18 protein-coding genes are annotated in these 25,873 nt (G+C 60.7%); 13 read left to right on the forward strand and 5 right to left on the reverse strand.

Features of this window, described 5'->3' with window-relative positions:
* Nucleotides 1-282: 282 nt before the first annotated feature.
* The 3 genes from OKW26_RS19725 to OKW26_RS19735 all read left to right on the forward strand — a co-directional run bounded on the left by OKW26_RS19725 (nt 283) and on the right by OKW26_RS19735 (nt 2,187).
* Complete coding sequence (locus OKW26_RS19725) at nt 283-552, forward strand: hypothetical protein (RefSeq protein ID WP_429354847.1); 270 nt, start codon at nt 283-285, stop codon at nt 550-552.
* A 52-nt stretch (nt 553-604) separates the two neighbouring features.
* Complete coding sequence (locus OKW26_RS19730) at nt 605-1,234, forward strand: MFS transporter (RefSeq protein WP_429354848.1); 630 nt, start codon at nt 605-607, stop codon at nt 1,232-1,234.
* 98 nt (nt 1,235-1,332) lie between these two features.
* Nucleotides 1,333-2,187 carry an MFS transporter gene (locus tag OKW26_RS19735; protein WP_429354849.1) on the forward strand — a complete coding sequence of 285 codons (855 nt, stop codon included), beginning with the start codon at nt 1,333-1,335 and terminating at the stop codon, nt 2,185-2,187.
* A gap of 3 nt (nt 2,188-2,190) precedes the next feature.
* Here the strand turns inward: OKW26_RS19735 and OKW26_RS19740 are convergent, their stop codons facing one another.
* Together OKW26_RS19740 and OKW26_RS19745 are read right to left on the reverse strand one after the other, a co-directional pair.
* On the reverse strand, nt 2,191-3,246 hold the full coding sequence (locus tag OKW26_RS19740; protein ID WP_429354850.1) for a LuxR C-terminal-related transcriptional regulator: 1,056 nt from the start codon (nt 3,244-3,246) through the stop codon (nt 2,191-2,193).
* 462 nt (nt 3,247-3,708) lie between these two features.
* Nucleotides 3,709-4,470, reverse strand: a complete 762-nt coding sequence (locus OKW26_RS19745; RefSeq protein ID WP_429354851.1) for an IS4 family transposase — start codon at nt 4,468-4,470, stop codon at nt 3,709-3,711.
* A gap of 187 nt (nt 4,471-4,657) precedes the next feature.
* Here OKW26_RS19745 and OKW26_RS19750 point away from each other — a divergent pair, with 187 nt between their 5' ends.
* Nucleotides 4,658-5,908 (forward strand): ABC transporter substrate-binding protein, encoded by a 1,251-nt coding sequence (locus OKW26_RS19750; RefSeq protein ID WP_429354852.1) that lies wholly within the window; start codon nt 4,658-4,660, stop codon nt 5,906-5,908.
* An 80-nt stretch (nt 5,909-5,988) separates the two neighbouring features.
* On the opposite strand, the gene OKW26_RS19755 is transcribed toward OKW26_RS19750, so the two are convergent.
* Nucleotides 5,989-9,312, reverse strand: a complete 3,324-nt coding sequence (locus OKW26_RS19755) for an adenylate/guanylate cyclase domain-containing protein (RefSeq protein WP_429354853.1) — start codon at nt 9,310-9,312, stop codon at nt 5,989-5,991.
* Between the two features lie 615 nt (nt 9,313-9,927).
* Between OKW26_RS19755 and OKW26_RS19760 the strand changes: the two genes are divergently transcribed.
* A complete protein-coding gene (locus tag OKW26_RS19760; RefSeq protein ID WP_429354854.1) occupies nt 9,928-11,547 on the forward strand; it encodes a methyl-accepting chemotaxis protein in 1,620 nt (539 codons plus the stop codon).
* Nucleotides 11,548-11,843: 296 nt separating this feature from the next.
* Here the strand turns inward: OKW26_RS19760 and OKW26_RS19765 are convergent, their stop codons facing one another.
* Nucleotides 11,844-14,135 carry a filamentous hemagglutinin N-terminal domain-containing protein gene (locus tag OKW26_RS19765; RefSeq protein ID WP_429354855.1) on the reverse strand — a complete coding sequence of 764 codons (2,292 nt, stop codon included), beginning with the start codon at nt 14,133-14,135 and terminating at the stop codon, nt 11,844-11,846.
* 1,080 nt (nt 14,136-15,215) lie between these two features.
* On the opposite strand from OKW26_RS19765, the gene OKW26_RS19770 reads away from it, so the two are divergent.
* The 8 genes from OKW26_RS19770 (at nt 15,216) to OKW26_RS19805 (ending at nt 24,846) form a co-directional block, all read left to right on the forward strand.
* Nucleotides 15,216-16,646, forward strand: a complete 1,431-nt coding sequence (locus OKW26_RS19770; protein WP_187637422.1) for an aldehyde dehydrogenase family protein — start codon at nt 15,216-15,218, stop codon at nt 16,644-16,646.
* A 158-nt stretch (nt 16,647-16,804) separates the two neighbouring features.
* Nucleotides 16,805-17,890, forward strand: a complete 1,086-nt coding sequence (locus tag OKW26_RS19775; RefSeq protein ID WP_429354856.1) for an alanine racemase — start codon at nt 16,805-16,807, stop codon at nt 17,888-17,890.
* Between the two features lie 228 nt (nt 17,891-18,118).
* On the forward strand, nt 18,119-19,180 hold the full coding sequence (locus tag OKW26_RS19780) for a transporter substrate-binding domain-containing protein (protein WP_429354857.1): 1,062 nt from the start codon (nt 18,119-18,121) through the stop codon (nt 19,178-19,180).
* 123 nt (nt 19,181-19,303) lie between these two features.
* Nucleotides 19,304-20,536: an ABC transporter permease subunit gene (locus tag OKW26_RS19785; protein ID WP_429354858.1), complete on the forward strand. Its 1,233-nt coding sequence runs from the start codon at nt 19,304-19,306 to the stop codon at nt 20,534-20,536.
* Entirely contained in the window at nt 20,536-21,672 is a 1,137-nt protein-coding gene (locus OKW26_RS19790) for an amino acid ABC transporter permease (RefSeq protein ID WP_429354859.1), read from the forward strand. The genes OKW26_RS19785 and OKW26_RS19790 overlap by 1 nt, the downstream gene beginning before the upstream one ends.
* Nucleotides 21,673-21,743: 71 nt before the next feature.
* Nucleotides 21,744-22,502: an amino acid ABC transporter ATP-binding protein gene (locus tag OKW26_RS19795; protein ID WP_429354860.1), complete on the forward strand. Its 759-nt coding sequence runs from the start codon at nt 21,744-21,746 to the stop codon at nt 22,500-22,502.
* A 175-nt stretch (nt 22,503-22,677) separates the two neighbouring features.
* The gene (locus OKW26_RS19800) at nt 22,678-23,526 is read left to right on the forward strand and encodes an ureidoglycolate lyase (RefSeq protein WP_429354861.1); all 849 of its coding nucleotides are present in this window, start codon (nt 22,678-22,680) and stop codon (nt 23,524-23,526) included.
* Nucleotides 23,527-23,853: 327 nt separating this feature from the next.
* The gene (locus OKW26_RS19805) at nt 23,854-24,846 is read left to right on the forward strand and encodes a LysR family transcriptional regulator (RefSeq protein ID WP_429354862.1); all 993 of its coding nucleotides are present in this window, start codon (nt 23,854-23,856) and stop codon (nt 24,844-24,846) included.
* Between the two features lie 51 nt (nt 24,847-24,897).
* Here the strand turns inward: OKW26_RS19805 and OKW26_RS19810 are convergent, their stop codons facing one another.
* Nucleotides 24,898-25,686, reverse strand: coding sequence for an aldolase (locus OKW26_RS19810; protein ID WP_429355257.1), 789 nt, complete (start codon nt 25,684-25,686; stop codon nt 24,898-24,900).
* Nucleotides 25,687-25,873: the final 187 nt, after the last annotated feature.

The raw sequence follows: 25,873 nt of genomic DNA on the forward strand, positions 1-25,873 counted from the left end.
AGTGTCCGACTGGCTTTGATGAGAGCAGTTGCGACACACTCGCGCACCACCGCGTCCGTTTCTCCATTGCCGCCTATTACCAAAGTGATATAGCGGCAGCGAGGCTCGGAAATCATACTGGCTCCGACCTGCCGCACACACGAACTCGCTGCGCAGTTTCCGATGTTTTTCCAGCTTGCAAGCAAGTGCGGCCGGTAGCCCCCGCAAGGGGCAGCGCCGGCGCTTGTCTCTGCACGTCGTGACGCCGCGTTGCGTCCACATTCTTTTTTAAAGGAGACTCTCATGAAAACAGTGTTACTCGTCGCCGGTGGGCTATTGTGCGCGTGCGCCTGGCACGCCAGCGCGCAAAACACCAGCGCAAATCCAACGACCGCAGCACAGCCTGACGCGGTGAATTCGGAAGGTCCCGACCCTTCAGGAAGCTCGATGTCCGGCGGACATAGCGTGGGTGACGGAAAGACCCGAGCCGAAGTCTATCAAGACCTCGTGCGCTCGCAGCAGAACGGCGAGGCAGCGCGGTTGCAGGAACTCTTCAAAGGTAGTGGCAAGTGAGCCTGCCTGGAGCGGGCAACCTGCGGCTCCGGAGAAAGGAGGGAGAACCAAAATGGCGTCTTTCGACGAACCGTCGATTCTCTCCGAGTACAACGGCGGGGAGAAGCTGATTGCCGGCATCGTGCTCGCCGTTGTCACGTTCTGGCTGTTCGCCCAGACGACCTTGAACGTGCTGCCGTCCATGCGGGCGGATCTGCAAATTGACGATGGCCTCAGTGACATCGCCGTCAGCATCACCGCCCTCTTTTCTAGCGTTTTCATCGTCGTCGCAGGCGGGCTGGCGAACAGGGTCGGCCGCGTGAAAATCACTTATGCCGGGCTTGCAATGAGCATCGCCGGTTCGCTGCTGATCGCCGCCTCGCCTCGAGACACGGCGACCTTCGTCATCAGCGGACGCGTCATTCAAGGCGTCCCCGCAGCGTGCATCATGCCGGCGACGCTCGCGCTGATCGAAGCGTATTACAACGGCGCCGCGCAACGACGGGCGCTCAGCTTCTGGTCGCTCGGATCGTCGGGCGGGGGCGGTCTGTGCGCACTGCTCGGCGGCCTCGTCGATGCGCCGTTGGGATGGCGATCGAGCTTCTGGATGTCGATCGCAGTCGCGCTGGCGAGCTGGTTACTGAGTCGCGGAACGCCTGAAAGCCGGGCCGATCGCCAAGGCGTCGCCCGGACTTTTGACTGAACGGGCTTCACCGCACTCACGATCGCAATGGTTGCTTTCAACGTGATCGTGGAACAAGGCTCGATTCTCGGCTGGTTCAACTCTTGGTGCTATCGCTCGTGGGCACGTTCGCCGCCTCGCTGAGCATGTTCATCTGGACGGAGCAGCGTTGCAGCCATCCGCTCATTGACCGGCTATTCAGGAATGCGACCTATCTTGACGCAACGCTATCGAACTTTCTTCCGAATGGGGTCGCGGGTTCGCTGCTGATCGTCTCGCAGCTTTTTCAGGAGGTCGATCATCTGTCGTCGCATCAGTCGGGCTTGATGACGGCCGGCTACCTCGTCGCGATCCTGTCGACGATCCGTGTCGGCGAGAAGTTGCAGCAGCGCTGGGGCGCACGGCACCGCCCGATGCTGACAGGCTGCGCGGTGACTGGCAGCGGTGTCCTCATCACGACCTTCACGTATTTGTCCGCGACAGATTACACGATCGCTGCCTTTGTCGGATTCACGCTAGTTGGCATTGGTCTGGGCTTCTATGCGACGCCTTCTACGGACGACGCGTTGTTCGGTGTACCGGACGCCCAGGCAGGCGAGGCATCAGATGTCTACAAAATGGCGTCGGCGCTCCGCACCGCGCTTGGTATAGCCATTTCGGCCGCAATCTTCACCGCGCTAAAAACCACCGATGGCCTCATCTCGATGCGCTTCCTGATCACGGGCCAGCCGGACGCAGTCCGCTTCGCGGCTGCTGCCGCATTGTGGTTCAACGTGGCATTGGTGCTCTTCGCGAGCCTGGCGTCCAAGCTCGGAATGCAGCGGCAGGTGGCACCGTTGCCGCGCCGCCCACGCATGAAACGCGTCTGTCACGCCGGCGTATCTGATCTGAATCCGGGAGGCCACTGCGTACGATTTATGAAGAGTTCGCGAGGTGAAGTTCAAGACCAACCCGGAACGGCGAATCTCGCGTGAAAATCAATCAAGGGAGCGTCGCGCATTGTCCTGCTTCGAGCGTAGTTTGTCGGCCTCCAGTCTGCGCGTGACCAGATGGATCAGGTAAGTCGCAAACTCGGGATCCTGATAGTACATCCGCATTGCATCGGCCGCGGAAACCGTCAGCAACTCGCATTCGCTCTTGCAACAGGCCGTCCAGGTGCGTCGATGGTCAGGCGAGAAAAGTCCGATCTCTCCGAGGATCGTGCCAGCGCCCACATCGACGCCGATCTCCTGAAGGCTGACCGTCCCGCGCAACACATAGTAGAGCGCGTCGCTTGGCGCATCCTTGCGAAACAGCACGTCTCCGCGTTTGAAGCGACGGGGAGGCAAATCGGAGAGGAGCCGCTTGATGGTGAGCTGCGCATCGAGCGCCTGGTGAAGCTGTGCATCGCCGACCTGATCGAGCCGCGCGGCCGCGATGCTGGCCTGCCTGCGACTCTCGACCTTGAGCGCTTTATACACCGTATAGAGATGCACTTTTACTGTCCCTTCCGCGATATTGAGTTGCCTCGCGATCGACTTGTTCGACTCGCCGCGCGCCGCGAGGGCCAGTACTTCGGTCTGGCGTGGCGTCAGCATGCGGTTGTTCATCGCAGGGTCGGGAACCACGCGCGAATCCGTGGTTGCGCCACGCAAAGCTTGTGTGTGCGCTATTGCAGAGAACGTTGCCGGCAGGTATGCCGCGCCAGCCAGTACCACCTGTAGCGCGTCGCGCAACGCTTGCGCGGATTGCGACTTGTTCAGGCAGCGCGCCACACCGGCAGCCATGAAGGAGTCGATAGTCTGCTGATCGATCTCGCTCAGCAATGCGAGCGCTGGCAAATGCGGGAAGACGCGCCGCAATGCGCTCAGCACATCGAGTGCTTCGCTTTGTTGGTCGCCATCCAGTATCAGCAGGTCTGCGCGGGTCCAGTCTTCGAAAGCGGTGATCCGATAGTCCGCACATCTCACCTCGATACACTCTTCGAAGTCGCTGACCAGGCGTGCAACGCCCTCGCGGAACAAACCTGTCGGTGCGATCAGGATGATATGCATATGCGTCACTTCTTGCGTCGATATCGTTCGCCGCGAATGCGAGCGCGTACTGCTCGAGTCCGAGACGCTGCAGCCATTGCGCGATGTCCATATTCGTCGCCTGCATTCGATGCCAGCCGGCACACGCGAGCTTGCCACACCGGTTTGGCGCCGGCGCGACGCGATGCGATTCGCAAACGTCAGACGAAAATCGGGCGCACCGCTCGCCGCAATCGGCCCCAGCTTCGCACTCAACCGGGCCGATGAATACTCAGTGTAGGCGTACAACTCGCGCGCCGCATGATGTTCGAAGGCATTTCGAGTCACGACGGGTACTGGGCAGCGCGTCCCACCTCTCCCTCGCTTTCTTCGGGGAATTCATGTGAAGCCGGGTAAGGCCGTCTCCGATATCCCGCTCCGTTCGCGCTTCGCGGGCCAATTCGATTCTCCAGAGCCAGCGTAAGCGGCTCGCCGCGCTTGCAGTTACCCACTTCGGTTCAGTGCGAGTTCATATCCCAGTTGAATGTCGGTAAGGCGCTGCATGCCGCGCCACATAACGGCATTACCTGGAGGCGGGTCGCTGGCGCGAGCCAGATAGCCTCCAAGTCGGGCGACCTTGATCAAGTTACGAACGAGGGGCGGTGCCTGGGCAGTAAGCGGTAAGCCGGAAACTACACGTTCAAGCAATTCAATTTCTGCAGGTGTGGACGCCGTGTCGAGAGGGGCCTGTGGTGCGCATCGACTGATCATGGTGAGCCAGAATATGCGCCAACTCAGGATACAAAACACTGAGATCAGGTTCGCAAGTCGTTTTGCGGTGTGCAGCTTCGAGTCTTCGGCCTTGCACCCGGACTTCAGAATCTTGTGGAAGGTTTCAATCTTCCAGCGCATGGCGTACCAGTTGAGCTTCTCGATTGCCTCGGCACGTGATTGGACTGGGAGATTAGTCAGCAGCTTCCATTCGATGCTGGAGCGCCCGGGCGGCACATCACGCTCATGCGCATGAACCACCGTGAGTTGCAGCGCCGGATAACGATTCTGCTTGCCGATGGGCGGCAACACTGTCATTCGCTGGTAGCGGACCTCAAGGGTCACTGTCATCGGATGCCCCTTCGCGTCGCGAATCTTGACACGGTGCGCTCCTTTGATCCTAACCTGTTCCATTTCGTCTGCAATGGTGTGTTGACCATCGCCCGAGCCGGTCAACGCAGGTTCGCACAAGAGAGTATGTGGCGAACGTGTCATGTTCTGCTCCCCTTGCTATTGTCCGACCCCGCGCGATCAAAGCGGCGATGTGTTGCACGTCTGCCGGTGTTCCGTGCCGTTTTGTCCCACGCGGGAAAATGGCGAACGCCGCGTGCTGGCTCGGCCTATTCTATGGAGGAAGCGCTCCCGCCTGTCGGGCAAAGGGCGCGCGAGCGGGAGCGAATCCATGAGCAGGCTGAATCTCCGGCGTAAGCAAGTCCTTGTGTCTTTCGCGCTACGCACGATCATCGTAGGGTTTGCGTTTGCAGGTATTGCAGTAACGGCACACGCCGACACGGTCCGGATTACCGTCTCGCACTACAGTGACGCGACTGGCCCATACTTCAACAAGATGGCTCACGAGTTCGAGAAAGCTACCCCTGGTACGACAATCAAGATCGAAGAAGTAAACTGGGACGTGCTGCAACAGAAGCTCCAGACCGACATCATGGGCGGCGCGAACTCGGACCTCGCGATTGTCGCTACCCGTTGGTTGCTGGATTTCGTTCACGACGACGTCGCCGAGCCCCTTGATGGCTACATGGACGCCAGCTTCAGGGACCGCTTCATTGGCCAGATCCTGGCGCCGGGCGAAATCAAAGGCAAGGTGTATGGCTTGCCGCTCGCTGCTTCAACACGCGCGCTGTACTACAACAAGCACCTGCTCGCGAAAGCTGGCTATCCGAATGGCCCGAAGACCTGGAACGACGTAATCGATGCGTCGAAGAAGCTGAAAGCGATGCATATTGCCGGCTTTGGTCTTCAAGGCAAAGAGATCGAGACAGATGTCTATTTCTATTATGGACTCTGGAGTTACGGCGGAGACGTGATCGGCAAGGACGGCAAGGCTGCTTTCAATTCGCAGGCTGGTGTGAAAGCCGCAACGCTGTACAAAACGATGATAGACGACGGTCTGACCGAACCGGGAGTCACCGGCTATAACCGTGAAGGCGTTCAGAACCTGTTCAAGCAGGGCCGCGTGGCGATGGTTATCTCCTTGCCTTTCCTGTCGAAACAGATCGCGAAGGAGGCGCCGAATCTCAAGTACGGCATTGATCCCATTCCGATGGGAACGACGCAGGCCACTTATGCGGTAACAGATTCAATCATGATGTTCAAGAACTCCAGGGTCAAGAAGAGCGCCTGGAAGTTTCTCGACTTCCTCTTCACAAAGAGCCCGCGCGTCGAATTCTCGAAGACGGAAGGCTTCCTGCCCACGACGAAGGCCGAAGCAAGCGATCCGGCGCTCAATGGCCCAGACACCAAGGCGTTCATCGCATTGTTGCCGAACGCACGGTTCGCACCGACTGTCACTGGGTGGGAAGACACCGCGAAAGTCGTGTCGGATGCCATGCAGTCCGTCTACCTGGGACAGGCTCAACCCGCCGCGGCATTGAATGCGGCAGCCGAAAAGGCAAACCGGTCGCTGGGTAAGTAACGCGACTGGGGTTATCGAGATCTGATACAGACCGGCGCGCAAGCGGCTCTCGGCAAACTGGGGGCGAGGCGAGACGATGTTCAGCCAGTCAATGGTTTGATGCCCATTTCCCGGCAAAGCGATGTGGCGTCTGCTGCACTTCTCTCGCCCAATGCTTTATCTCCGCCCATCTTTTGCAGCCGAGACAGGCCATATAGGCACTGTGCTTGCAAAGGCCGCATTCCGAGGTCGTGCGCGATCATCAAGGCCATGCGGTGGTAATTGTGAGCTTCGTCAATCCGAGGTTCGGTAGCGTTGCCATCCGAGACAAGATCTCCCAACAAGCACCCGGCCCAGGCCTCGTTGCCTCGTTCGCCGGAGGCTCGAGCCAGGTCAATGGCATGATGTGCATGAGCGAGGGCTTCATCCTGTCGACCAGCGAGCTGGCACACTCGACCGAAAATTGAGAGCACTAGCGACTGTCCGAACGTTAAATTACTCGCCGCCGCCTGGCGAACTGCCTCTTCCAGAAGAACCAAGGCCTCCTTGGTCCGGCCCAGCGAGGCATACGCCGCCCCCAGACAGGAGGCTATTCGGGGAACGTAGTATGGAAACTCAGCCTTGCACATGGCAAGTGCGGGCTCAAGTGTCTCGACAGCAACGTCGAAATTGCCTTGAACAAGGTGCATCCGTCCGACACCGTGGCCAGCAAAGATCAGTTGCTCTGGCTCATTTATCACTCGGGCCATGTCCATCGCCTCCTGTCCAAGGACAGCAGCCTCGTCGAACCGGCCAAGTTCGGCAAGACACAGCACCAGCCAGATACGAGCGTTGACGCGCGTGTATTTCACGTAAGTCTCATCGGGTCCGAGGCCGTGGCCATGGCCTTCATGGAGGAGAGCCAGCGCCTGCCGAGCATGCACCATCGCGCGCTCATAGTTTCCGCAGCCATACCGTGATCGTGCCAGCATCATGGTCGCCCAAGCCTTCGCATCGGGGTCGCTTCGCCGCTCCGTCAACGCCAGGGCGCGTTCCCCTGCCTCGACGGCGCCGACCGAATCGCCTAGTGAACCGAGCGTGAAAGCCAGCCTTGATAGAACACGCGATAGGCGTACCTCGTCACCAAGCCCTTCGGCAAGATGTTTCGCGTTCTCCAGATTCGCGCGGTTCCGTGTCACTTCTCCGAGCGCATGAAGGGAGTGGCTAAGATCCCATCGGATGTCGACGATTTCACCAAGTATCTCGGTTGAGGACGGCAGGACCGCATAGGCAGTCAGGGCTTTCTCGAACAAGGCCGACGCCTCACGATGCGCGGCGCGTTTTGCCGTATTGTGACCGGCACGCCGCCACAGCCGGGCCGCCTTCTCCGTCAATCCGGCCTGGGCGCAGTGTTCGGCCAGGATTTCCGGTTGTTGCTCCGCTACGTCAAAAAAATGATTTTCGAGCTCCATTGCGATGCGGGCATGCAACTGCTGCCGCCTCTCCCGCAGCAGGGAGCTGTATGCGGCGTCTTGCACCAGGGCATGCTTGAAGGTGTATTCCGCATCCGGTGGTGCCCCGTGCTGGAAAACCAGCTCCGCACTGACGAGATGATCCAATGCGTCGTCCAGCCGCTCCCTGGGCATCGACGCGACCGCGCTGATGAGCTCATAAGAAAATCGCCGGCCGACTACAGCGGCGATTTGTGCTACATCCCGCGCCGGCGCCAGGCGATCGAGACGCGCCATCAGCGAAGCGTGCAGCGTCATCGGGATCGCCAGTGGTGGCAGCGGACCGTCGAGGACGTAGCGCCCGTTCTGCTCGCGCAGTACGCTGCTCTCCAGCACTGTCTTGGTCAGTTCTTCGACAAATAGCGGTATTCCATCCGTATGCTCGATGATCCGGTCTGTGACCTCTTTCGGCAGTGCCTTGCCAACGGTTATCCGCCCGATCATTTCGGCTCGTTGCCGAGGCTGCAGACGATTGAGCGTAAGGAGCATCACCTCTGCGCGGCCGATCCACGGAGATATGAACTCAGGCCGGAAGGTGACGATCAGCAGGACAGGCAGGGTTGCAATACGATCGACAAGATGGTCCAGCGCTTCAAGCGAGCTGGGGTCGACCCAATGCACATCTTCGAACAATATCAGCAGCGGCTGGCGTCTTGCCCGGTCCATGACCTGCGCAATTATCGTGCTAAGCGTCTTATCCTTGTACTGTTGCGGCGTGAGGTTAAGTGCTGGGTATCGACCTTCCGTCGAAATCGATAGTAACGCCGCCACCAGCGGAGCAGCTTCGCCCAGATTGTCGGCGGCGAACGCGAGCACCGCCTCAAGTTTGTCGAGGCGTTGTTCAACCGTATCGTCGCGCCGCAAACCGGCCGCACGCTCGAGCTGGGAAATGAACGGATAGAAGGCGCTGTCCTGATGACGGCGCGAGCAGAAATACCGCAAGCGGGCGTGCGGCTCGAATTGAAGCCGCTCTTCAAGGGCGGTGGTCAGCCGCGATTTTCCGATACCGGGCTCGCCTGAAAGCAGCACAACCTGCCCATTACCGTTCTTCGCCCGCTGCCATCGGCCGAGCAACAGCCCGATTTCTTCGTCGCGCCCGACGATTGGCGTCAACGTGGACGTGTGCAGCGCCTCGAAGCGGCTTTCGACCCCGCTGGGGCCGAGTACTTGCCAAACCCGCACCGATTCGTCAAAACCCTTCACAGTCACGAGGCCCATGTCGCGGTAGTCAAACAACCCGGCCGTCAGCCGCTGCGTGCTCGCAGAAATCACCACTGTTCCGGCCTCGGCCAAGGTCTGCAGCCGGGCAGCGAGATTGGGCGTCTCGCCGACGACGCCACGCTCCTGGGCTTCGCCTTCACCCGTCACATCGCCGACTACCACTACGCCGGTAGCAATCCCGATCCGCACCCGCAAACTTTCGTCGGTCCCGGAATCGAGCTTGCCGATGGCCCCCACTAGCGTCAGCCCCGCACGTACGGCCCGCTCGGCATCGTCCTCATGCGCCTGAGGATAACCAAAATGCGCCAGCACACCATCACCCATGTACTGGGCAATGAAGCCACCGGCCTTGGTAATTACATCCGCGCAACCCCGGTAATAGGCGCCGAGGATCTTCCGCATGTCTTCCGGATCGAGCCGCTTCGAGAGGGCAGTCGAGTCGACGAGATCACAGAACATGATGGTGAGCTGGCGTCGGTCCGCGTCATCACGTGGCACGGGCGCGGCCACGATTGGAGATATTGCAACGGCGCTGTCGTCAAGTTGGGCAATCGCGCGCAGCATTTTGCGGCGATGGCCAAGCAAGACGCCAAGATCCTTGAGATCCTGGTCCGTCAGATCGCGGAGGACCGAGGGATCGATACCATTCTCGGCAAAGCTATGGACATACTCGGACAAGCCGAGTGATGCCAGCCACTCTTCAATGCTTCCCACCGTTTGTCTCCTGAAGACGGCTGCCTCATGCAAGGGTAGGAAAAATATTTGTTCCGCGCTTGTCGACAATCAGGGGCCCGGCCGGATGCAACCAAACAGTTTGATTCAAGTTGTCGTCCGGTGCGATTGACGTACGATTTATTCGGCTTCTGACGAATCCAGAACCAGCTGTAAGATCGTTGCTTGTCCGTGGACCGTGCCCACGGCTGCGTATCAGACCTTCAAGCGGCGGCTTGGGCGCAGGACGTCCGGGATGGATCGCAGGTTCGCGTTTGCGTGGGCGCTCGACCGTGTCCCAGCGCGAGGGGCCGTTCATATAACTGGAGCGGCCCTCTGAACGGCCGAGTAAGAACGAGGGCGAACGGCTGCACTTGGCCGGCTGGTGCCTGATGACGCTCCGAGGGAGTCGGCGCGCAGGGCACTCCGATGCGCCTTGGCACGGTGTAACCGAGGGTTTCACAGGATGAAACTTTCGCTCGTATCCGCCGATAACTCGAGCAGGAACCTCTTGGATGGCCGCCGGACATTCCGCCCGCGCCGCCCGGAGCAGCCCATACACATGCCACTTCCGCGGCAGGGCTAGGCGGTTTCCTTTCGTCTGCACGAGGACTCAGGATGCACAAGCTCAGTTTTACGCAGAAGCTTTGGCTGCCGTTGATCATCAGCCTCGTCGCGTTGCTCGCCGTCTCCGTATCGGCGGCGTGGCAGTCGCGCGAGACGCGCATCGAAGAACGTAAGCACGACCTCACGAACATCGCGCACGTTGGACTCAGCATCGTGACGGAGTATGCGGCGCTGGCGCAAAGCGGCGCGTTGCTGGAGGCGGATGCCCGCAAGCAGGCACTCGAACGCCTGCGCGGCGTCCGCTACGGCGAAGACGGCTACTTCCTCGTGATCAATTCGAAGCCGCAGATGGTGATGCATCCGATCAAGCCGGCACTCGAAGGCAGGGATCTCGCGGACAGCGCCGATGCCGACGGCCGTCACCATTACGTGACGTTCGCGTCGACCGCACAGGCGCCGGACGGCGGCTTCGTCGACTACGTGTTCCCGCATCCGGGCGCAGCTTCGACACAGGCGGTCGGCAAGATCGGCTACGTGGTGCGGTATGCGCCGTGGGATTGGATCATCGCAACCGGCGCCTATGTTGACGACATCGACGCTGCGTTCATGGCGTCGTTGTGGCTGATCGGCGCGATCTTCGTGGCCGTGTCCGCGGTCCTCGTGACGCTCGTCGCGGTGACGAACCGCAGCATCGCGCGCACGGTCGGCGGCGATCCGGCCTATGCGGCGAACGTGGCGGACGCGATCGCATCGGGCGACCTGACGGTGGCGATCCGCACGCGCAACGGCGACACGTCAAGCCTCCTACACGTAATGCAGCGGATGCGCGACGCGCTGACGGGTACCATCTGCCAGATCAAGGATGCGTCCGACAACGTCGCGTGCGGCGCGAACGAGATCGCGAACGGCAACGCGGACCTGTCGTCGCGCACCGAGAGCCAGGCTGCGTCGTTGCAGGAAACTGCGTCGAGCATGGAGCAGATGACGGCGATGGTCCGCCAGACTGCAGACAACGCGCGCACTGCCAGCGAGCTTGCGGCCTGCGCCGCGAAAATCGCGAACCGCGGCGGCGACATGGTCACGCAGGCCGTCGCGGCGATGAAGGGGATCTCGAACGAATCGGGTCGCATGGTCGAGATCATCGCGACGATCGAGGGCATCGCATTTCAGACCAACATTCTCGCGCTGAATGCTGCGGTTGAGGCAGCACGCGCGGGCGAGCAAGGCCGCGGCTTCGCAGTCGTCGCGAGCGAGGTGCGCAGCCTCGCGCAGCGTAGCGCGGCCGCGGCGAAGGAAATTCGCGAGCTGATCAGTCATGCGGTGGGCAGCGTCGGCAGTGGTGCAGCGCTGGTCGAAAACACCGGCTCGACGATTGACGAAGCGCGCGACGCGATCATGCGTGTGACCGGTGTCGTGCAGGAAATCGCCGCGGCCGCGGCGGAACAGAGCGCCGGCATCGACCAGATGAATCTCGCGGTCACGCAGATGGACAGCATGACGCAGCAGAACGCGGCGCTCGTCGAGCAGGCGGCGGCCGCAGCACAGTCGCTGAAGGAGCAGGCGATGAGTCTTCAGCGCGCGGCCGCGGCGTTTCAGGTGGGCGACGCTGACGCTAACGGCGGTGCGCAGCTCGCGCCGGCTTCGGCGCGGCACCGCGCAGTGTTCGCATAAGACCCGCGCCGCAATCTCGCGGAGAAGCTCGCGTTTCATGGCCCGTCTGCGCGTTTTTTTTTGAATGTCACCAGCGTGAGGACAGCAGACGACCCATCAGAGACATCGGGGGCGGGATTCTGCATACGTCTCACACCAGACCATTCTCAGACGTTCAACGTCATTGCCTGAACTCCAGCACAGACATAGCGATGCGCTCCCCAGCACGCGGGCATCAAGGCGTCGATAGCCCAGATCGACTCGCTTCGGTCTCCGATCGTCTGCGTGACGGACAGTTCCACCAACATCGCGCCACGCTAATGTTCCACTTGCCACCGCAGCACTGGATGCGTGGCGCCGGTCGGCATGACCCACGCGCCGTTCGGCCCGAAGTCCCAGCCGACGAAGCTGGCGGGGTTGCTCATCTGGGCTGTGGTGAGCCCGTTGGATGCAGGTAGATTGCCGCCGCCCGACGGTTGCCCGGTGGTCTGAACGTCCCAGTAAACGTCGGCGCCAAGGCCACCCGAGCAGCCTGCGCAGATGCCGCCCATCCCCAATCCGTTGCCGCTGATAACGCGACCTGTCGCGAAAGATTGCGTTATGACGCCGTAGCTGGAGGTGGCGTAGTTGTAGTTGTTCGCGATCAGTCCGCCACCACCGCCGTGCGTCAAAAAGCCTGTGACGGAGCCGGTCGCATACGACTCGTCGATGCTTCCATAGTTGGTGCTAACCAGTCCGGCCGCTACGCCACCGGTCCGAACCGTAGCGCTGCTTCCCGAGCGCTCGATCAGCCCGAAGTTCGTCCCAACGAGCCCTGACAGTGGTGCATAGAAGCAATCGCAGCTGTTCGCGCCAGAGGTGAACGTATTGACTACAATGCCGTGATTGTTAATAGCCAGGAGGCCAATTCCATAGTAAAACCCAGTGTCGTTGGCGAGCGGGTGGGCGTCGACTTTCAAATCGCGCACGACGCCGTGTTGCCCGATATCGCCGAAGATGGCGTCGAGGCTCGGCGAAAGATTCGAAACGATATGCCACATGCCGTCGAATTGACCGGTGAACAACGTGCTAATTGTGTACGGGGTAGTGCCCAGCGTGGTGAACGCGGCGTTGTTCGCTTCGATATCTTTTCCGAGTGCGTAGTTGCCGGTCATGTCGTTGCCGACCGCCTGAAAGTCCGCTACCGAATTGACGAGTCGATAGCCGGTGATCTGCGTAACCAGCCCGCTGTAAGCCGGAGCGGACCACGATGCATTGCCGACTAAGGTGCCGGGGCTGTAGGTACCGTTCATGTCATAGAGCGCGCTGACGATGCCGGTGCTTGCCGACCAGTCGATGATGCCGTTATTCGCGATGCTGCCGCCGTTGTCGCTGCCCGTTGCATCAGCGCGCACGGCCAGATTGCCCGCCCCGTGGTTCGCGATCGTCGTGCCCGTCGTCACTGAGACGTTGTGATACGCGGCAAGCGTCAGCGAAGCGGCACCCTGCCAGATGAGGCTCGACGCAACGCTCAGATCGCCCGTTACGCCATTGGCGCCCGTTGTCGTAACCGCGACCGAGGTGCCCGCGTTCAGGCTGCGCTGCAACGCATGGGCGGCGGAGTCGTCGATCGTTAAGCCGGGCGTCGTCAGATTCCATTGGCCCGCATGAACCGCTGCATGTCTGCCGAATGCGAGTTGCGCCGCTTGCGTGTCGACCGTTCCGCCGCTGCCATCCGCGTTGCTCGCGGAGATCTTGCCGATCTGCTCGACGCGGCCTCTGTCGGCGACCAGCCACACATGACCGTCGCGGCTGGCCGTGCCCGTCGCACGGATACGCGTGCCGCCGCCTGCAAGCGCATATACGTTGCCGTCGGCGGCCTGCAGGCTGACCTGTGCGGCCATTATCCGCCCCTTGTTGACGACCGTGCCCTGACTGCCCGTCTGCACGAACACCTGCCGGCTGCTCGTCGAGTCCTGCAACAGCACGTCGCCACTAACGGCCAGTTCCGCCGTGCCGTTGGGCGCTGACACGGTGCCGGCGTTGATGACCGCGTGTCGCGCAATCAGCAACACGTCGCCGCCGCTCGAACTGATCCTGCCCAGATTGATCACGCTTGCGTTCGAGTCGCCCGACAGTGTGAGCGTGTTACTGCTGTTCATGAACGCGCAGTTGCAGACATCGAGGGTCGACGCGACGAAACGTCCGCCCGTTGTGATTACGCCCGAAGACCCCACGACGATGCCCTGCGGATTAATCACATAGAGGCTTCCCGTCGCACTGAGGCTGCCGAGAATGGCCGAAGGTGTGCCACCCGTCACCCGATTCAGGGTCGCGCCCGAACCGTTGTCGAACGTCACGCTGTTGTGCCTGCCGATCGAGAAACTGTTCCAGTCAATCACGCCGCGCGTCGAACCCGGTTGCGTGATCAAGAGACCATTCCCCTGGCTGGCTATCGTGCCCGCGCCGGCGACGTATGTGCCGCCTTGTGGAAGGACACCCGCCGCGAACACCGGGGGTGTCAGGGACAGTCCAGTCAGCGAAACGCCGACGGCGAGCCAGATGTATCCGCGCGACTGCTGCCGACGCAGTGCGCGTCGCGCGGGCCGAAGTAGTCCTGGATGTGACATACAGCCCCCTTTCCGCGTGTGTGCGGAATGGCTGCCGACGACCCGCAGAGCCGGCCGAGAACGCGTGAGTCGCTGCGTCTGAAGAATAGCCGCTAGCATCGCGGGGGCATGTCAATATCTCAGCGTTTTGCGCCTTCCTGTGGAACTTTTGTGCCCGTTCGTCGTGCGGCAGGAGTTGTCACACGCTTACTAATTCCCCCAACCAACCGAAGGCCAGTGACCGTTTGCAGTGCGGAGAGGTCGTCTGAACTTTCGTCTGACGGATGAGGCGAATGACGCTTGCTGGCCGGGTTGAGGCAGTGCCACCGGGTAATTCGCTCGCCGGAGACCGGCCATTGAGGAAGGGCGAATGAGCCCTTGGTTATTCAAATTGGATGGCGAGCTCGACCGGCGGCTTGTGGCCGCTTGCTGTCTGTCGCGACCGGCCGAACCCGACCCGTTCCTGCCCCTCAGTAAGTTTCTCCGAATGTCACCACCGCGCTCAAAAGCGGCCGTTCTCCCCACGCCGTAACTGGAGGCTGGGCGACTCGCGTGCGCTGGGCGATCGCCCTGGCTCCGGCATAGGGAGAGCCGGAGGCCAGGAATAGCCGCCGCATTTTCGTCCACATGCCAGCAATCTGACAGTCCCCGCCGTCCGACCATGCGCCAAAAAAGCGCAAATGGCGGACCATGCCAACCTTCGACATTCAGTGTTGCTCGACAATTCGCTGTGCCCGTATGACGAGACGGATGACGTCATAACTCGTCTTGGGCAGTTTCCAAGGCGAGATATGCCATCACGGCGTGAAGCCCGGCTCTAGGGAAGCATAGTGCGAGGAGCGCTGCGATCGCACTCGTGCACATGCCCAAAAGAACATGCCTGTGGCGCACGACCGTGGATCTTTCGCGTCCCCTCTATTAACTGCCGCATTAATGATGAAGTCGTGTTGGCGTTAACCCTATTGGCATTTTGGCTGGCAATACTTCGTCCCGCCCTATGCGGTTGCGCGCCAGAAGGCGCAGCAAGCACCGGCGAATTTCCAAGGATCGGTCCTGACCTGTCGGCGGCGATCCGTCCACGAATGATCGAGGAGTCAAGCAATGAAGCAGGAAGCGGCCGTCATCAACGGTGAGTCGATTGAGACACGCGACACGGTAGCGGTGCTGGATCCGTCCAGCGGCGAAGTGATCGCCCAGACCCCGGACTGCGGTCCTGCGGAAATCGATCTTGCGGTTAGCGCGGCCCGGCGCGCGTCGCATCCGTGGCGCAAGGTGGCGGTTGCCGAGCGCGCACGCATTCTGCGCCGCATCGCTCAACTGGTCGAACGTGACCGCGATGCACTGGCGGAGCTCGAAGCGCTGCAAACGGGGAAGCCTTTGCGGCAAGCGAAGCGCGATGCTGAAATTACCAGCCGCTACTTTGACTTTTACGCCAGCGCGCTCGAGACACACTATGGGTCGTCCATTCCGTTGAACGCGGATACGATGATCTTTACGCAATGGGAACCGCATGGTGTCACCGCGCACGTGATTCCATGGAATTATCCGATGCAGATCTTCGCGCGCACCATCGCGCCCGCACTGGCGATGGGCAATTGCTGCGTGTTGAAGCCTGCTGAAGAAGCGCCGTTGACCGCGTTGAGACTGGCATTGCTCGCGCTTGAAGCGGGCTTGCCTGCCGGCGCGCTGAACGTAGTGACTGGCTATGGCGAGACGGCCGGTGCAGCGTTGACGAGCCATGGCGACATCGACCATATCTCGTTCACCGGCTCAGTCGAAGTAGGACGCATCATCGCCCACGCCGCGGCCAACCGTGTAATTCCGGCAACGATGGAATTGGGCGGCAAGTCGCCCAATATCGTGTTCGCCGATGCGGACCTCGAACGTGCCGTACCGGGCGTCGTCAACGCCATTCTGCAAAATGCAGGGCAAACCTGCTCAGCCGGTTCGCGGCTGCTGGTTCACGAAAGCGTGCACGACGTGCTGGTGGAGCGCATCCAGCAGGCCTTTGCCAACGTGACGATCGGTCCTGCTCTGACTGACCCCGTTCTTGGGCCGCTCATTTCGCAGACGCAGCGCAGTCGCGTCATGTCGTTCCTCGAGCAGGCGCGCGGCAACGGCGCGAAGATCGTTGCCGGCGGCAACGCGCTGAACGGCGGCGTGTTCGGTAAGGGCTTCTTCCTGCAACCAACATTGATTGACGATGTCGACCCCGCGAGCCCGATGGGCCAGGACGAAGTCTTCGGGCCGGTGCTGGCCGTGACGCGGTTCCGCAACCTCGAGGAAGCGGTCCAACTGGCCAATGGCACCGACTATGGACTGGTTGCTGGCGTGTGGACGCGCGATCTGACCACCGCGCATCGAATGATCCGGGAGGTGTTGGCCGGGCAGGTCTTCGTCAACACGTATGGCGCCTCAGGTGGGGTTGAACTGCCGTTCGGCGGCTTCAAGCGCTCCGGGTACGGACGCGAGAAAGGCGCGGAGGGGCTGCGCAGTTTTGCGCAGATCAAGACCGGCGTGGTCGCGCTGTAAGCAAGTCCAACTCGTCCCAAGGTAGAGGAATTATGTCGAGCATGAGACGTACAACAACAGATCCGAGTGAGCCTGAGTTCCACGGTGAGTCGCGCGCCGCAACGCCTGGGCCAATCGAGTCCCTGTGCACCCCTGCGCTGTTGCTCGACGAGAGCCGCATGATGCGCAACATCGCGCGTCTGCGGGGACGGCTCGCGGAACGCAGCGTCAAGTTGCGCCCGCACCTGAAGACACCGAAGTCGATCGAAGTGGCGCGTCGCGTGATGGATGGTCCGGCCGGACCGGCGACGGTATCGACTCTTCAGGAAGCGGAGCAGTTCGCCGCCGGCGGCGTGCGCGACATTCTCTACGGTGTCGGCGTTGTGCCCAGCAAACTCGACCGCGTGAGTGCACTACGCCGGCAGGGCATCGACCTGTCGGTCGTGGTGGACAACGTCGACGCTGCGCGAGCGGTTGCCGAGCAGTCGCGCCGCACAAATGACCGCATTCCAACGCTGATCGAGATCGACTCGGACGGTCATCGCGCCGGTGTGCGGCCCGATGACACGGTCAATCTTCTGGCAATCGGCAACACGCTGCATGACGGCGGTGCGGAATTGCGTGGCGTCATGACTCATGCGGGCGAATCGTACGCATGCAGGAGCATCGAAGAGATCGTAGCGATTGCCGAACGCGAACGCGCAGCGGCAGTCGGTTGCGCAACAGTGTTGCGCGCTGCGGGATTGCCAGCCCCCGTCGTCAGTGTGGGCTCGACGCCGACGGCCCATTTCGCGGGCGACCTGACGGGCGTCACGGAGGTGCGTGCGGGTGTGTTCGTGTTTTTCGATCTCGTGATGGCAGGTCTTGATGTGTGCACGGTCGACGACATCGCTGTTAGCGTGCTGGCCACCGTCATCGGTCACCAGGCCGCCAAGGGATGGATTCTCGTCGATGCAGGCTGGATGGCGATGTCGCGCGATCGCGGTACGGCGTCGCAGAGAATCGATCAGAGTTATGGCGTGGTGTGCAGTGTCGACGGCGTGCCCTACCCCGACCTGATCATGGTTCAGGCGAACCAGGAGCAGGGGATCATCGCCGTGCGCAGCGGTAGTGGGGCGTCGCTGCCTCATTTACCCATCGGCTCGCTTGTGCGCATTCTCCCGAATCACGCTTGCGCGACGGCCGCCCAGCACGCCCACTACGAGTTGATTCGAACCGGCTCTCGCGAAATCGCAGCCCAATGGCAACGCTTTCAGGGGTGGTGATAGTTAGCGGCAAGTCCCTCCCCGCTGCTGAGACAACTACACGCCTGCTTTAGGTAAGGTTGTCGAGTAGCGCGAAGCATTGCATGTCAGCCCAGGTTGTCATGCGATCGAGCTTCGAGAATGGAAGGACTGGGAAGTGAATTCGAATGGTTGGTTGCAATCTTGCGTCGCGCCGATATTGCTCGGAATAGGCGGGCCGACGTCATCTTTCCGGGCTGGAGAAATAACATGAAGATTCGCTTTAATGCGGCACGTCTCCTTGCGTGCATGGCGTTGAGCTGCGGTGCGTTGACTTTGGGAATGACCGCAGCACACGCCGATGAAGATCACCTGAGCACGGTGGTCAAACGCGGCACGCTGTTGTGCGGCACGGACAATGCAACGCCGGGCTTCGGCTATCTGAACACGAAGACCGGCAAGATGGAAGGCATGGATGTCGACCTTTGCAGGGCGACCGCTGCCGCCGTGTTAGGTGACCCGAACAAGGTCCAGTTCGTGATCGTCACGGACCGCAGCCGCTTTAACGCGCTTCGCACGGGGCAGGCCGACGTCGTTTTCGCCCATAGTACGGTCACGCCGACGCGCGAGTCGGCAGCGCTCAGCATTTCCTTCCTGCCCACCAATTTTTATGACGGTACCGGTGTTCTCGTCAAGACCGCGCTGAAGGTCAAGCACATCAGCGACCTGAACGGTGCGACATTCTGCACGACGCAGGGTTCGGAAACGGAGCAGATGCTGGCCGGTTACTTCAAGGCTCACAACTGGAAAACGTCAACCAAGGCGCTGACCTATCAGGACACGAACAAACTGTTTGACGCGCTGAATTCCGGACGTTGTGACGCGATGGTGACGGACAAGTCGGCTTTGGCGGGCTGGCGCGGCAACGCGAGCAATCCGGCTGCCTTCCAGATTCTTCCTGAGGCGTTCGACAAATCGCCGCTCGCAGGGTTTGTGTCTGAGGACGACCCTCGCTGGCACGCTGCGTTGACATGGGTGATCTATGCGACCTTCGAAGCCGAAGAGCACGGCATCACCTCGAAGAATTTGCCGACCTTCGTCAAGACGACAGACCCGTACCTGCAAAAATTCTTGGGTGTGAACGGTACGCTCAGCAAGGATTTCGGGCTGCAACCTGAGTTTGTGCAGAAGGTGATCGCGTCGGTCGGCAATTACGGTGAGATCTACGACCGCAATATCGGCCCACGGACACCCTACGCAATTGAACGCAAGGGTTCTCTGAACGCGGCATGGAATGACGGCGGCATGATGTATTCGCCGCCCTGGTACTAAGCAGCGCAAGTCGCACTGAAGCGGGCGGCCGGCAACCTGCCGCCGGCTTCGGCAGAGTCCGGATATGAAACGAGATCAACTGTCCGCCCGCATTGGAATTTTGACGTCAGTGGAGAAGGAAGAGTGTCGCAATTAAAACTGTCCAGTACGGAAAATCGACCGTTCGGACCTCCTCCTTCACCCGCTTCACAGTCCCAATCGAAGCGGCGGCGAGCGGCACGTACGCGTGCAGCGGCGATCCAGGCGCTAATCCTTGCGGCCATTATTTCGGTCGTTTTGGCCTTCTTAGCGACGGTATGGGGTGGTCTTCAACGCCATGGCATCGGGTTTAGCCTCGATTTTCTCAAGCAGCCTGCAGGCTTCGACATCAGTGAGGGCCTGACGGTAGCGAAAGGTCTGCACGGTCTGTCGCTGGTGCCGTTCAATTCCCAGCAGACCTACGCCCAGGCGCTGATTGCGGGTCTTTATAACACCCTCATAGTCACACTCATCTCGATCGTGCTCGCCACCGTTGTTGGCGTGATGGTCGGCGTCGGGCGCATGTCGAGGAATTGGGTCGTCAAAAACTGGGCGTGGGCGTTTGTCGAACTCATTCGCAATACGCCGCTACTCATCCAGATCATCTTCTGGTATTTCGCTGTGCTGTTACAACTGCCGAGCCTGTCAGATGCCACGCTGCTGCATGGTGCGTTGATCGCAAGCCGGCAAGGTGTGTTCATTCCGTGGCTGATTGCTACACCGGCGGCGTCCCGCTACGCGTGGATTGCAGGATTGGCCGTGGCCGTGTTTGCCGCGGGTGTGCTGGTGAGAACGCGAGGCCAGCGTCGCTTAGCCTTCGCGGTGAGTGCCGGGATATTGGCGCTCGGCGCTGCGGTCGCTGGGCGGCCGTTCAGCATCGACATGCCGCAGGCCAGCGCTTTCTCAGTGTCGGGTGGCGCGGGCTTTTCTCCGGAGATGGCCGCCCTGATCATCGGTCTTGGCGTGAACTTCGCCGCGTACGTTGCCGAAGTGGTGCGCGGTTCGGTGCAATCGATCGACCGAGGGCAGTGGGAGGCAGCCGCTGCACTAGGTCTCGGCCATCGTGAATCCCTCTGGGTCGTCGTCTTGCCGCAAGCGGTGCGCGTCATCCTGCCTTCCCTTGGCAACCTGTACGTCACCATCGCGAAGAGCACTTCCTTTGCGATTGCGATCGGTTTTCCCGATATGTTCAGTGTGTACGGGACGGTCGCCAACCAGACCGGTCGTGCACTGGAGGGCATCATTATTGTCATGGTCGTCTACATGCTCATCAGCTTGTCCATTAGTGCGATCGCGAACCTGTACAACCGGCGTGTCATGAAGAAAGGAGCTCGGTAATGGCAATGACTATTGGTCGTTGGGCGCGGCACAACCTGTTCCCGACTTCATCCAGTTCGCTGCTCTCGCTGGTGTCGATTCCGCTGACGCTTTATATTGCGGTCCTTGCCGCGCGCTGGGTCTTGTTCACCGCACATTGGTCGGTCGTGGTGGACAACCTGACCGTATTGCTGGTCGGGACGTTCCCGGCAGACCAGATCTGGCGTGCGCTCGTCACTGGTGCCGGACTGAGCGCGCTATTCGGCATGACGATCGGCCTTGTATTGATAGCGAAGCGCTGGAAGCGCCATGTCGTGAGCGGCGCTGGTCTGGCGGCGGCCGCGGCGGTGACTTACGGTATTCAGCTTCATTGGCTCGCCGGTGTGTTCGGCTGTCTTTCCATCGCGCTGGTCGCATGCGCCGCTACGAGCCGCTGGCCCCAGATCGGCCGCGGGATGGGCTTGTTGTGGCTGCTGGGCGTGGGCATCATCTGCGCGTTGCTGGCACCGGCCGGCGTCGACCGATGGGGTGGACTGCTCCTGAGTGTCCTCGTCACGGTGATTGCCACCTTGCTCAGCCTGCCGGTAGGCATCCTGCTCGCGTTCGGCAGAAATAGCCGATTTTCGAGCCTGCGACTGGCGTGTTCGGGGTACATTGAATTGATGCGTTCCGTGCCGCTTGTCTGTACCGTCTACTGGTCATGGATCATTATTCCGCTGGTCTTTCCACCTCAGGTTCATATTCCGGACCTTGCGCGGGGCATCGCGGGTTTCGTGCTCTTCTACGCGGCCTATGCCGCCGAGTATGTTCGCTCGGGTATTCAGAGCGTGCCGCGGGGGCAATCGGAGGCGGCTCAGTCTTTGGGCTTCAGCAAGCGGGACGAGAGTTTCGTCATCGTTCTTCCGCAGGCATTGAAGGCCGTGATTCCCGCGCTCGTGGGGAACGTGCTTGACCTGTTCAACAACGTACCCGCGCTGTTCATTATCGGGCTTACCGATTTTCTGAAGGCAGGACAAACCGTGCTCGCCAATCCGCAGTACAGCGGCTCGCAAGACGAGGTTTATGCCTTTCTTTTCGCTGCTTACCTCGCGATCGGCTCGCTCATATCGTACGGCGCTCGCCGGATTGAACTGAAAATGAGCGAGGGTGCGCGCTAGGCTGCCGCCTCGAACAAGATGGATGGCCAGCTTCTTTGCTGGGTGAAGATATTTTTGACGAAGGAGTGGATATGTCCGCGATTGTCCAAATGCACAGGCTGAACAAATCGTACGGTGCATTTCACGTGTTGAAAGACATAGATCTGCAAGTACAGAGCGGCGAGGTGGTGGTCATTATCGGTGCGAGCGGCTCCGGCAAGTCGACCCTGATTCGTTGCGTCAACGGACTGGAGAATTTCGGCGATGGCCAACTGATTGTCGATGGAATCGAGCTGGCACCGTCGGAGGATGGGTTCGGCACTTCAAGGAAGGAACTGGCGGCTATCCGTAAGGAAGTCGGCATGGTCTTCCAGCACTTCAACCTGTTTCCGCACAAGACCGTTCTGGAAAACGTGATGCTCGCACCGATCCGCGTACGCAGATGGCCGCGTGCGCGCGCCGAGACGATTGCCCGCAAGCTGCTCGAGCGCGTTGGACTACGAGACCATGTCAACAAGTACCCATCCCAGCTTTCCGGCGGACAGCAGCAGCGAGTCGCGATTGCGCGTTCGCTGGCGATGGAGCCGCGGGTGATGCTGTTTGACGAGCCGACCTCGGCGCTTGATCCGGAAATGGTAGGCGAGGTGCTTGAAGTGATGCGCGAGCTCGCCAGTTCTGGAATGACGATGATGATCGTTACCCATGAAATGGCCTTCGCGCGCGAGGTGGCGGACCGGGTCATCTACATGGACCACGGCAAGGTGCTTGAGCAAGGGGAGCCGGCCGCCATCTTCGACAATCCCATGCACGACCGCACGCGTACGTTCCTGTCACGGGTACTCAAGCATTAATGCCGCAGCGACGCTCGCCGAGCCACGAACCCGTCCAGCCGGCGCACGAATGGGGCAGGACGGAGAGGACAGGCGCCGAGATGAGTTGAGCTGACGCGCGAGTAGCGTCCGACCGGGCTAAACGGCTGGCCCGAAGAAGCCCGATTTTCAATAGAAAACCTTAGGAAGTCAAACAATGAAACTGCTTCGTTATGGGCCGAAAGGGCATGAAAAACCAGGGTTGCTGGATAGTGACGGCAAGATTCGTGATCTGTCTGCTGTCGTGGACGACATCGCTGGTGACGTGCTAACAGACGCAGGGCTTGCACGGCTGCGCGCCATCGGTCCTGCGTCGTTGCCCGTCGTGCAGGGCGAACCGCGCATCGGACCATGCGTTGGCAACATTGGTAAGTTTGTCTGTATCGGCCTGAACTACGTCGACCATGCGGCCGAATCCAATTTGCCAGTGCCGATGGAGCCGATCGTTTTCAACAAGTGGACGAGCGCCGTCTGCGGCCCGAATGACGGCATTGAAATCCCGCGCGGCTCCGCGAAGACCGACTGGGAAGCCGAACTCGGCGTCGTCATCGGCAAGTCTTGCAAGTACGTCGACGAAGTAGATGCGCTCGAGTACGTAGCGGGCTATTGCGTGATCAACGATCTGTCGGAGCGCGAGTGGCAGATTGAACGCGGCGGCACGTGGGACAAGGGAAAGGGCTGCGACACATTCGGACCAATCGGCCCCTGGCTCGTGACTCGCGACGAAGTGGCCGATCCGCAGGCACTCGATCTGTGGCTCGAGGTCGACGGGCATCGCTACCAAAACGGCAATACGCGCACGATGGTGTTCAGCGTCGCGAAGCTGGTTTCGTATTTGTCCCAGTGCATGAGCCTGCAGCCGGGTGATGTGATCTCTACCGGTACGCCGCCGGGAGTCGGCATGGGTGTGAAACCGTCGCCAGTGTTTCTGAAGCCGGGGCAGACGATGCGCCTTGGCATTGATGGTCTTGGCGAACAGCAGCAGACCACGTACGCGGCCGAATAACACGCTCGCCGCTTGCATTTTCGCGAACAACGCGGCGGCGAGGTTGTTTTCGTGAGGTGGCCGCACCCGAAGTCATATCAGAGGCCGTGCGCCATTGAGCCGGGACACGGCCTCGCGCGCTCTGCAGTCACTCGCGCGAATGTGTCAGTGCGGGTCGATGGTCTTGCGGAACTCGGGTGACTGAGGGTCGGCTGGGCTGAGCGGACATAAACGCTGCGACTCCGCAGGCGGATCGCAAGGAATCTCTCGTGTCAAACGCAAATAGCAATGGCGGTCAAAAAACCCTGAGACTACCATCCTCGGATTGTTGCGCTCACACTCAAGTCAATGATCTCGACCGAGGACCTGCATTTTTTCATTATGCTTACGAACGCGGCGTCACTCGCTGACGCCGCGCGCAAGCTCGACGTCACGCCGCCCGCGGTCACGCAGCGACTGCGTCTTCTCGAAGCGCGCTTGGGCATGCGGTTGATCGACCGATCGGGGCGGCGCATGGTGCTCACCGATGAGGGCGAACTGCTTGCGAGGAATGCCCGCCGGATCTGCGATGACATCGGCAATCTGGCGGACACGCTGGCATCGCGACGCGGCTCGGTGGCTGGACATCTGCGGGTGATCGCGCCGCTCGGTTTCGGGCAGCGCTATGTCGCGCCTGCCATTGCTGAATTTCGCACCCTTTATCCGGAAGTCAACGCAAGCCTCATGCTATCCGATCGTCCCGCGAGCATCTCAGACGATATGTGGGACGTAATGGTACATATCGGCGAATTGCGCGATTCGTCGCTTGTCAGCCGGCGCCTTGCACCTAACCGCCGCATCCTGTGCGCCGCGCCCTGCTATCTGGCCCGACGCGGCGAACTGCGGTATCCGGACGATCTGCGCGCGCATGACTGTATCGCGCTGCGTGAAAACGATGAAGACGTGACGATGTGGCGCTTCACGCCGAAAGATCATGGTGCACCGGCGAACGTCCGTATCGAACCGGTCATGACGAGCAATGATGGTGGCACCGTGCGCGATTGGGCACTGGCCGGACTCGGGATCATTTCGCGTTCCGAGTGGGATGTCGCCGAACATCTGAACGCGGGACGACTTGTCCCACTGCTCGGTGCATGGACGCAACCGGACGCGGATATCGTCGCGCTGATCAGTTCGCGGCATGGGCGCTCGCTGCGCGCAACTCGTTTTCTTGAGCTTCTCCATGCCTCGGTGTTGCAACAGCCTTGGCTCCCGCGAAATGGCAGCGAGCATCCCGAGCGCGGCAAGTGTGCAAAGGACCCGGGTGCCGATGGCTCGGGCGCTCGCGCGACTGCCGTCTGACGGGAGTGACCGCAACGGTATGCCGTCACTCTCAAGCACCCATGACTCGGGTCAGTCCCGGTAGTCAGGTTCCAGCTTATCGAGCCTGCGTTTGATGCTCTCAAGATGTAGCTGACTGGCTTCCTCGGCGCCGGACTCCATTTGTTCGAAGGTCAATCGCGCGATCTGTGGATCGACCGGTTTCAGAGGCACGCCCGTTGAAAGCGCGAGGCGTTCCACTTCGCAAACCCGTTCGAGATAGTAGAGGTCGTCCCAGGCTTGCGCGATGCTTCGGGCAGCGACCATGACGCCATGATTCTTCAAAAAGATCACGTTCGCGCTCCCGAGTGCGGCTGCGATGCGTTCGCCTTCACGGTTGTCCAACGCGAGGCCGCCGAAACGCTCCTCCACCGCGAGCCGGCCGTAAAACCTCAGTGATGTCTGACCTGCCCATCGCAACGGCGGCCCTTCGAGCATCGACAGGGCGGTTGCGTTCGGCATGTGCGTATGAAAGCATGCAACGGCATGTGGATGGTGCAGATGCACCTGCCCATGAATATGAAAAGCCGTGCTTTCGGGCTCCCCTTTTCCAGCGAGAACCTCACCGTCAAAATTGCAGATCAGCAGGCTGGAAGCGGTGATTTCATCGAATGCGTAACCGAGCGGGTTGACCAGAAAGAGCCTCGGGTGTCCCGGCACGAGCGCGGAGAAGTGGTTGCAAATGCCTTCATGAAGGCCGAGCCGCGCGGCCATGCGAAAGCACGCAGCGAGATCGAGACGCGCCTGCTGGATGGCAGGAGATTTCAATTCATCAGACGTCTGGCGTGAATTTGAACCTATCGTGGAATGTGTGGAAGTCACGTCATCCATATTCTTTACCCGGACGTCTCTCAGTTGCGAGGTGTGCAATTGAGTCGCAGGGCAGGCTCAACGACATTGCGCAAGCGTTCGACGTACCGCTCCTTTGGAAAGTTGAGTGTGGCCGCCTAACCGTATTGTCCATCGACGAACTAATCGGCCGGATCGGTGCTGGACTTGGGCTGACGGC

The sequence above is a fragment of the Paraburkholderia sp. 32 genome, assembly GCF_050435345.1.
GTDB lineage: Bacteria > Pseudomonadota > Gammaproteobacteria > Burkholderiales > Burkholderiaceae > Paraburkholderia > Paraburkholderia tuberum.

Coding starts and splice junctions, on each gene's coding strand:
- OKW26_RS19725 (WP_429354847.1), top strand. CDS start 283: ATGAAAACAGTGTTACTCGTCGCCGGTGGGCTATTGTGCGCGTGCGCC.
- OKW26_RS19730 (WP_429354848.1), top strand. CDS start 605: ATGGCGTCTTTCGACGAACCGTCGATTCTCTCCGAGTACAACGGCGGG.
- OKW26_RS19740 (WP_429354850.1), bottom strand. CDS start 3,246: ATGCATATCATCCTGATCGCACCGACAGGTTTGTTCCGCGAGGGCGTT.
- OKW26_RS19745 (WP_429354851.1), bottom strand. CDS start 4,470: ATGACACGTTCGCCACATACTCTCTTGTGCGAACCTGCGTTGACCGGC.
- OKW26_RS19750 (WP_429354852.1), top strand. CDS start 4,658: ATGAGCAGGCTGAATCTCCGGCGTAAGCAAGTCCTTGTGTCTTTCGCG.
- OKW26_RS19760 (WP_429354854.1), top strand. CDS start 9,928: ATGCACAAGCTCAGTTTTACGCAGAAGCTTTGGCTGCCGTTGATCATC.
- OKW26_RS19765 (WP_429354855.1), bottom strand. CDS start 14,135: ATGTCACATCCAGGACTACTTCGGCCCGCGCGACGCGCACTGCGTCGG.
- OKW26_RS19770 (WP_187637422.1), top strand. CDS start 15,216: ATGAAGCAGGAAGCGGCCGTCATCAACGGTGAGTCGATTGAGACACGC.
- OKW26_RS19775 (WP_429354856.1), top strand. CDS start 16,805: ATGATGCGCAACATCGCGCGTCTGCGGGGACGGCTCGCGGAACGCAGC.
- OKW26_RS19780 (WP_429354857.1), top strand. CDS start 18,119: ATGAAGATTCGCTTTAATGCGGCACGTCTCCTTGCGTGCATGGCGTTG.
- OKW26_RS19790 (WP_429354859.1), top strand. CDS start 20,536: ATGGCAATGACTATTGGTCGTTGGGCGCGGCACAACCTGTTCCCGACT.
- OKW26_RS19795 (WP_429354860.1), top strand. CDS start 21,744: ATGTCCGCGATTGTCCAAATGCACAGGCTGAACAAATCGTACGGTGCA.
- OKW26_RS19800 (WP_429354861.1), top strand. CDS start 22,678: ATGAAACTGCTTCGTTATGGGCCGAAAGGGCATGAAAAACCAGGGTTG.
- OKW26_RS19805 (WP_429354862.1), top strand. CDS start 23,854: ATGATCTCGACCGAGGACCTGCATTTTTTCATTATGCTTACGAACGCG.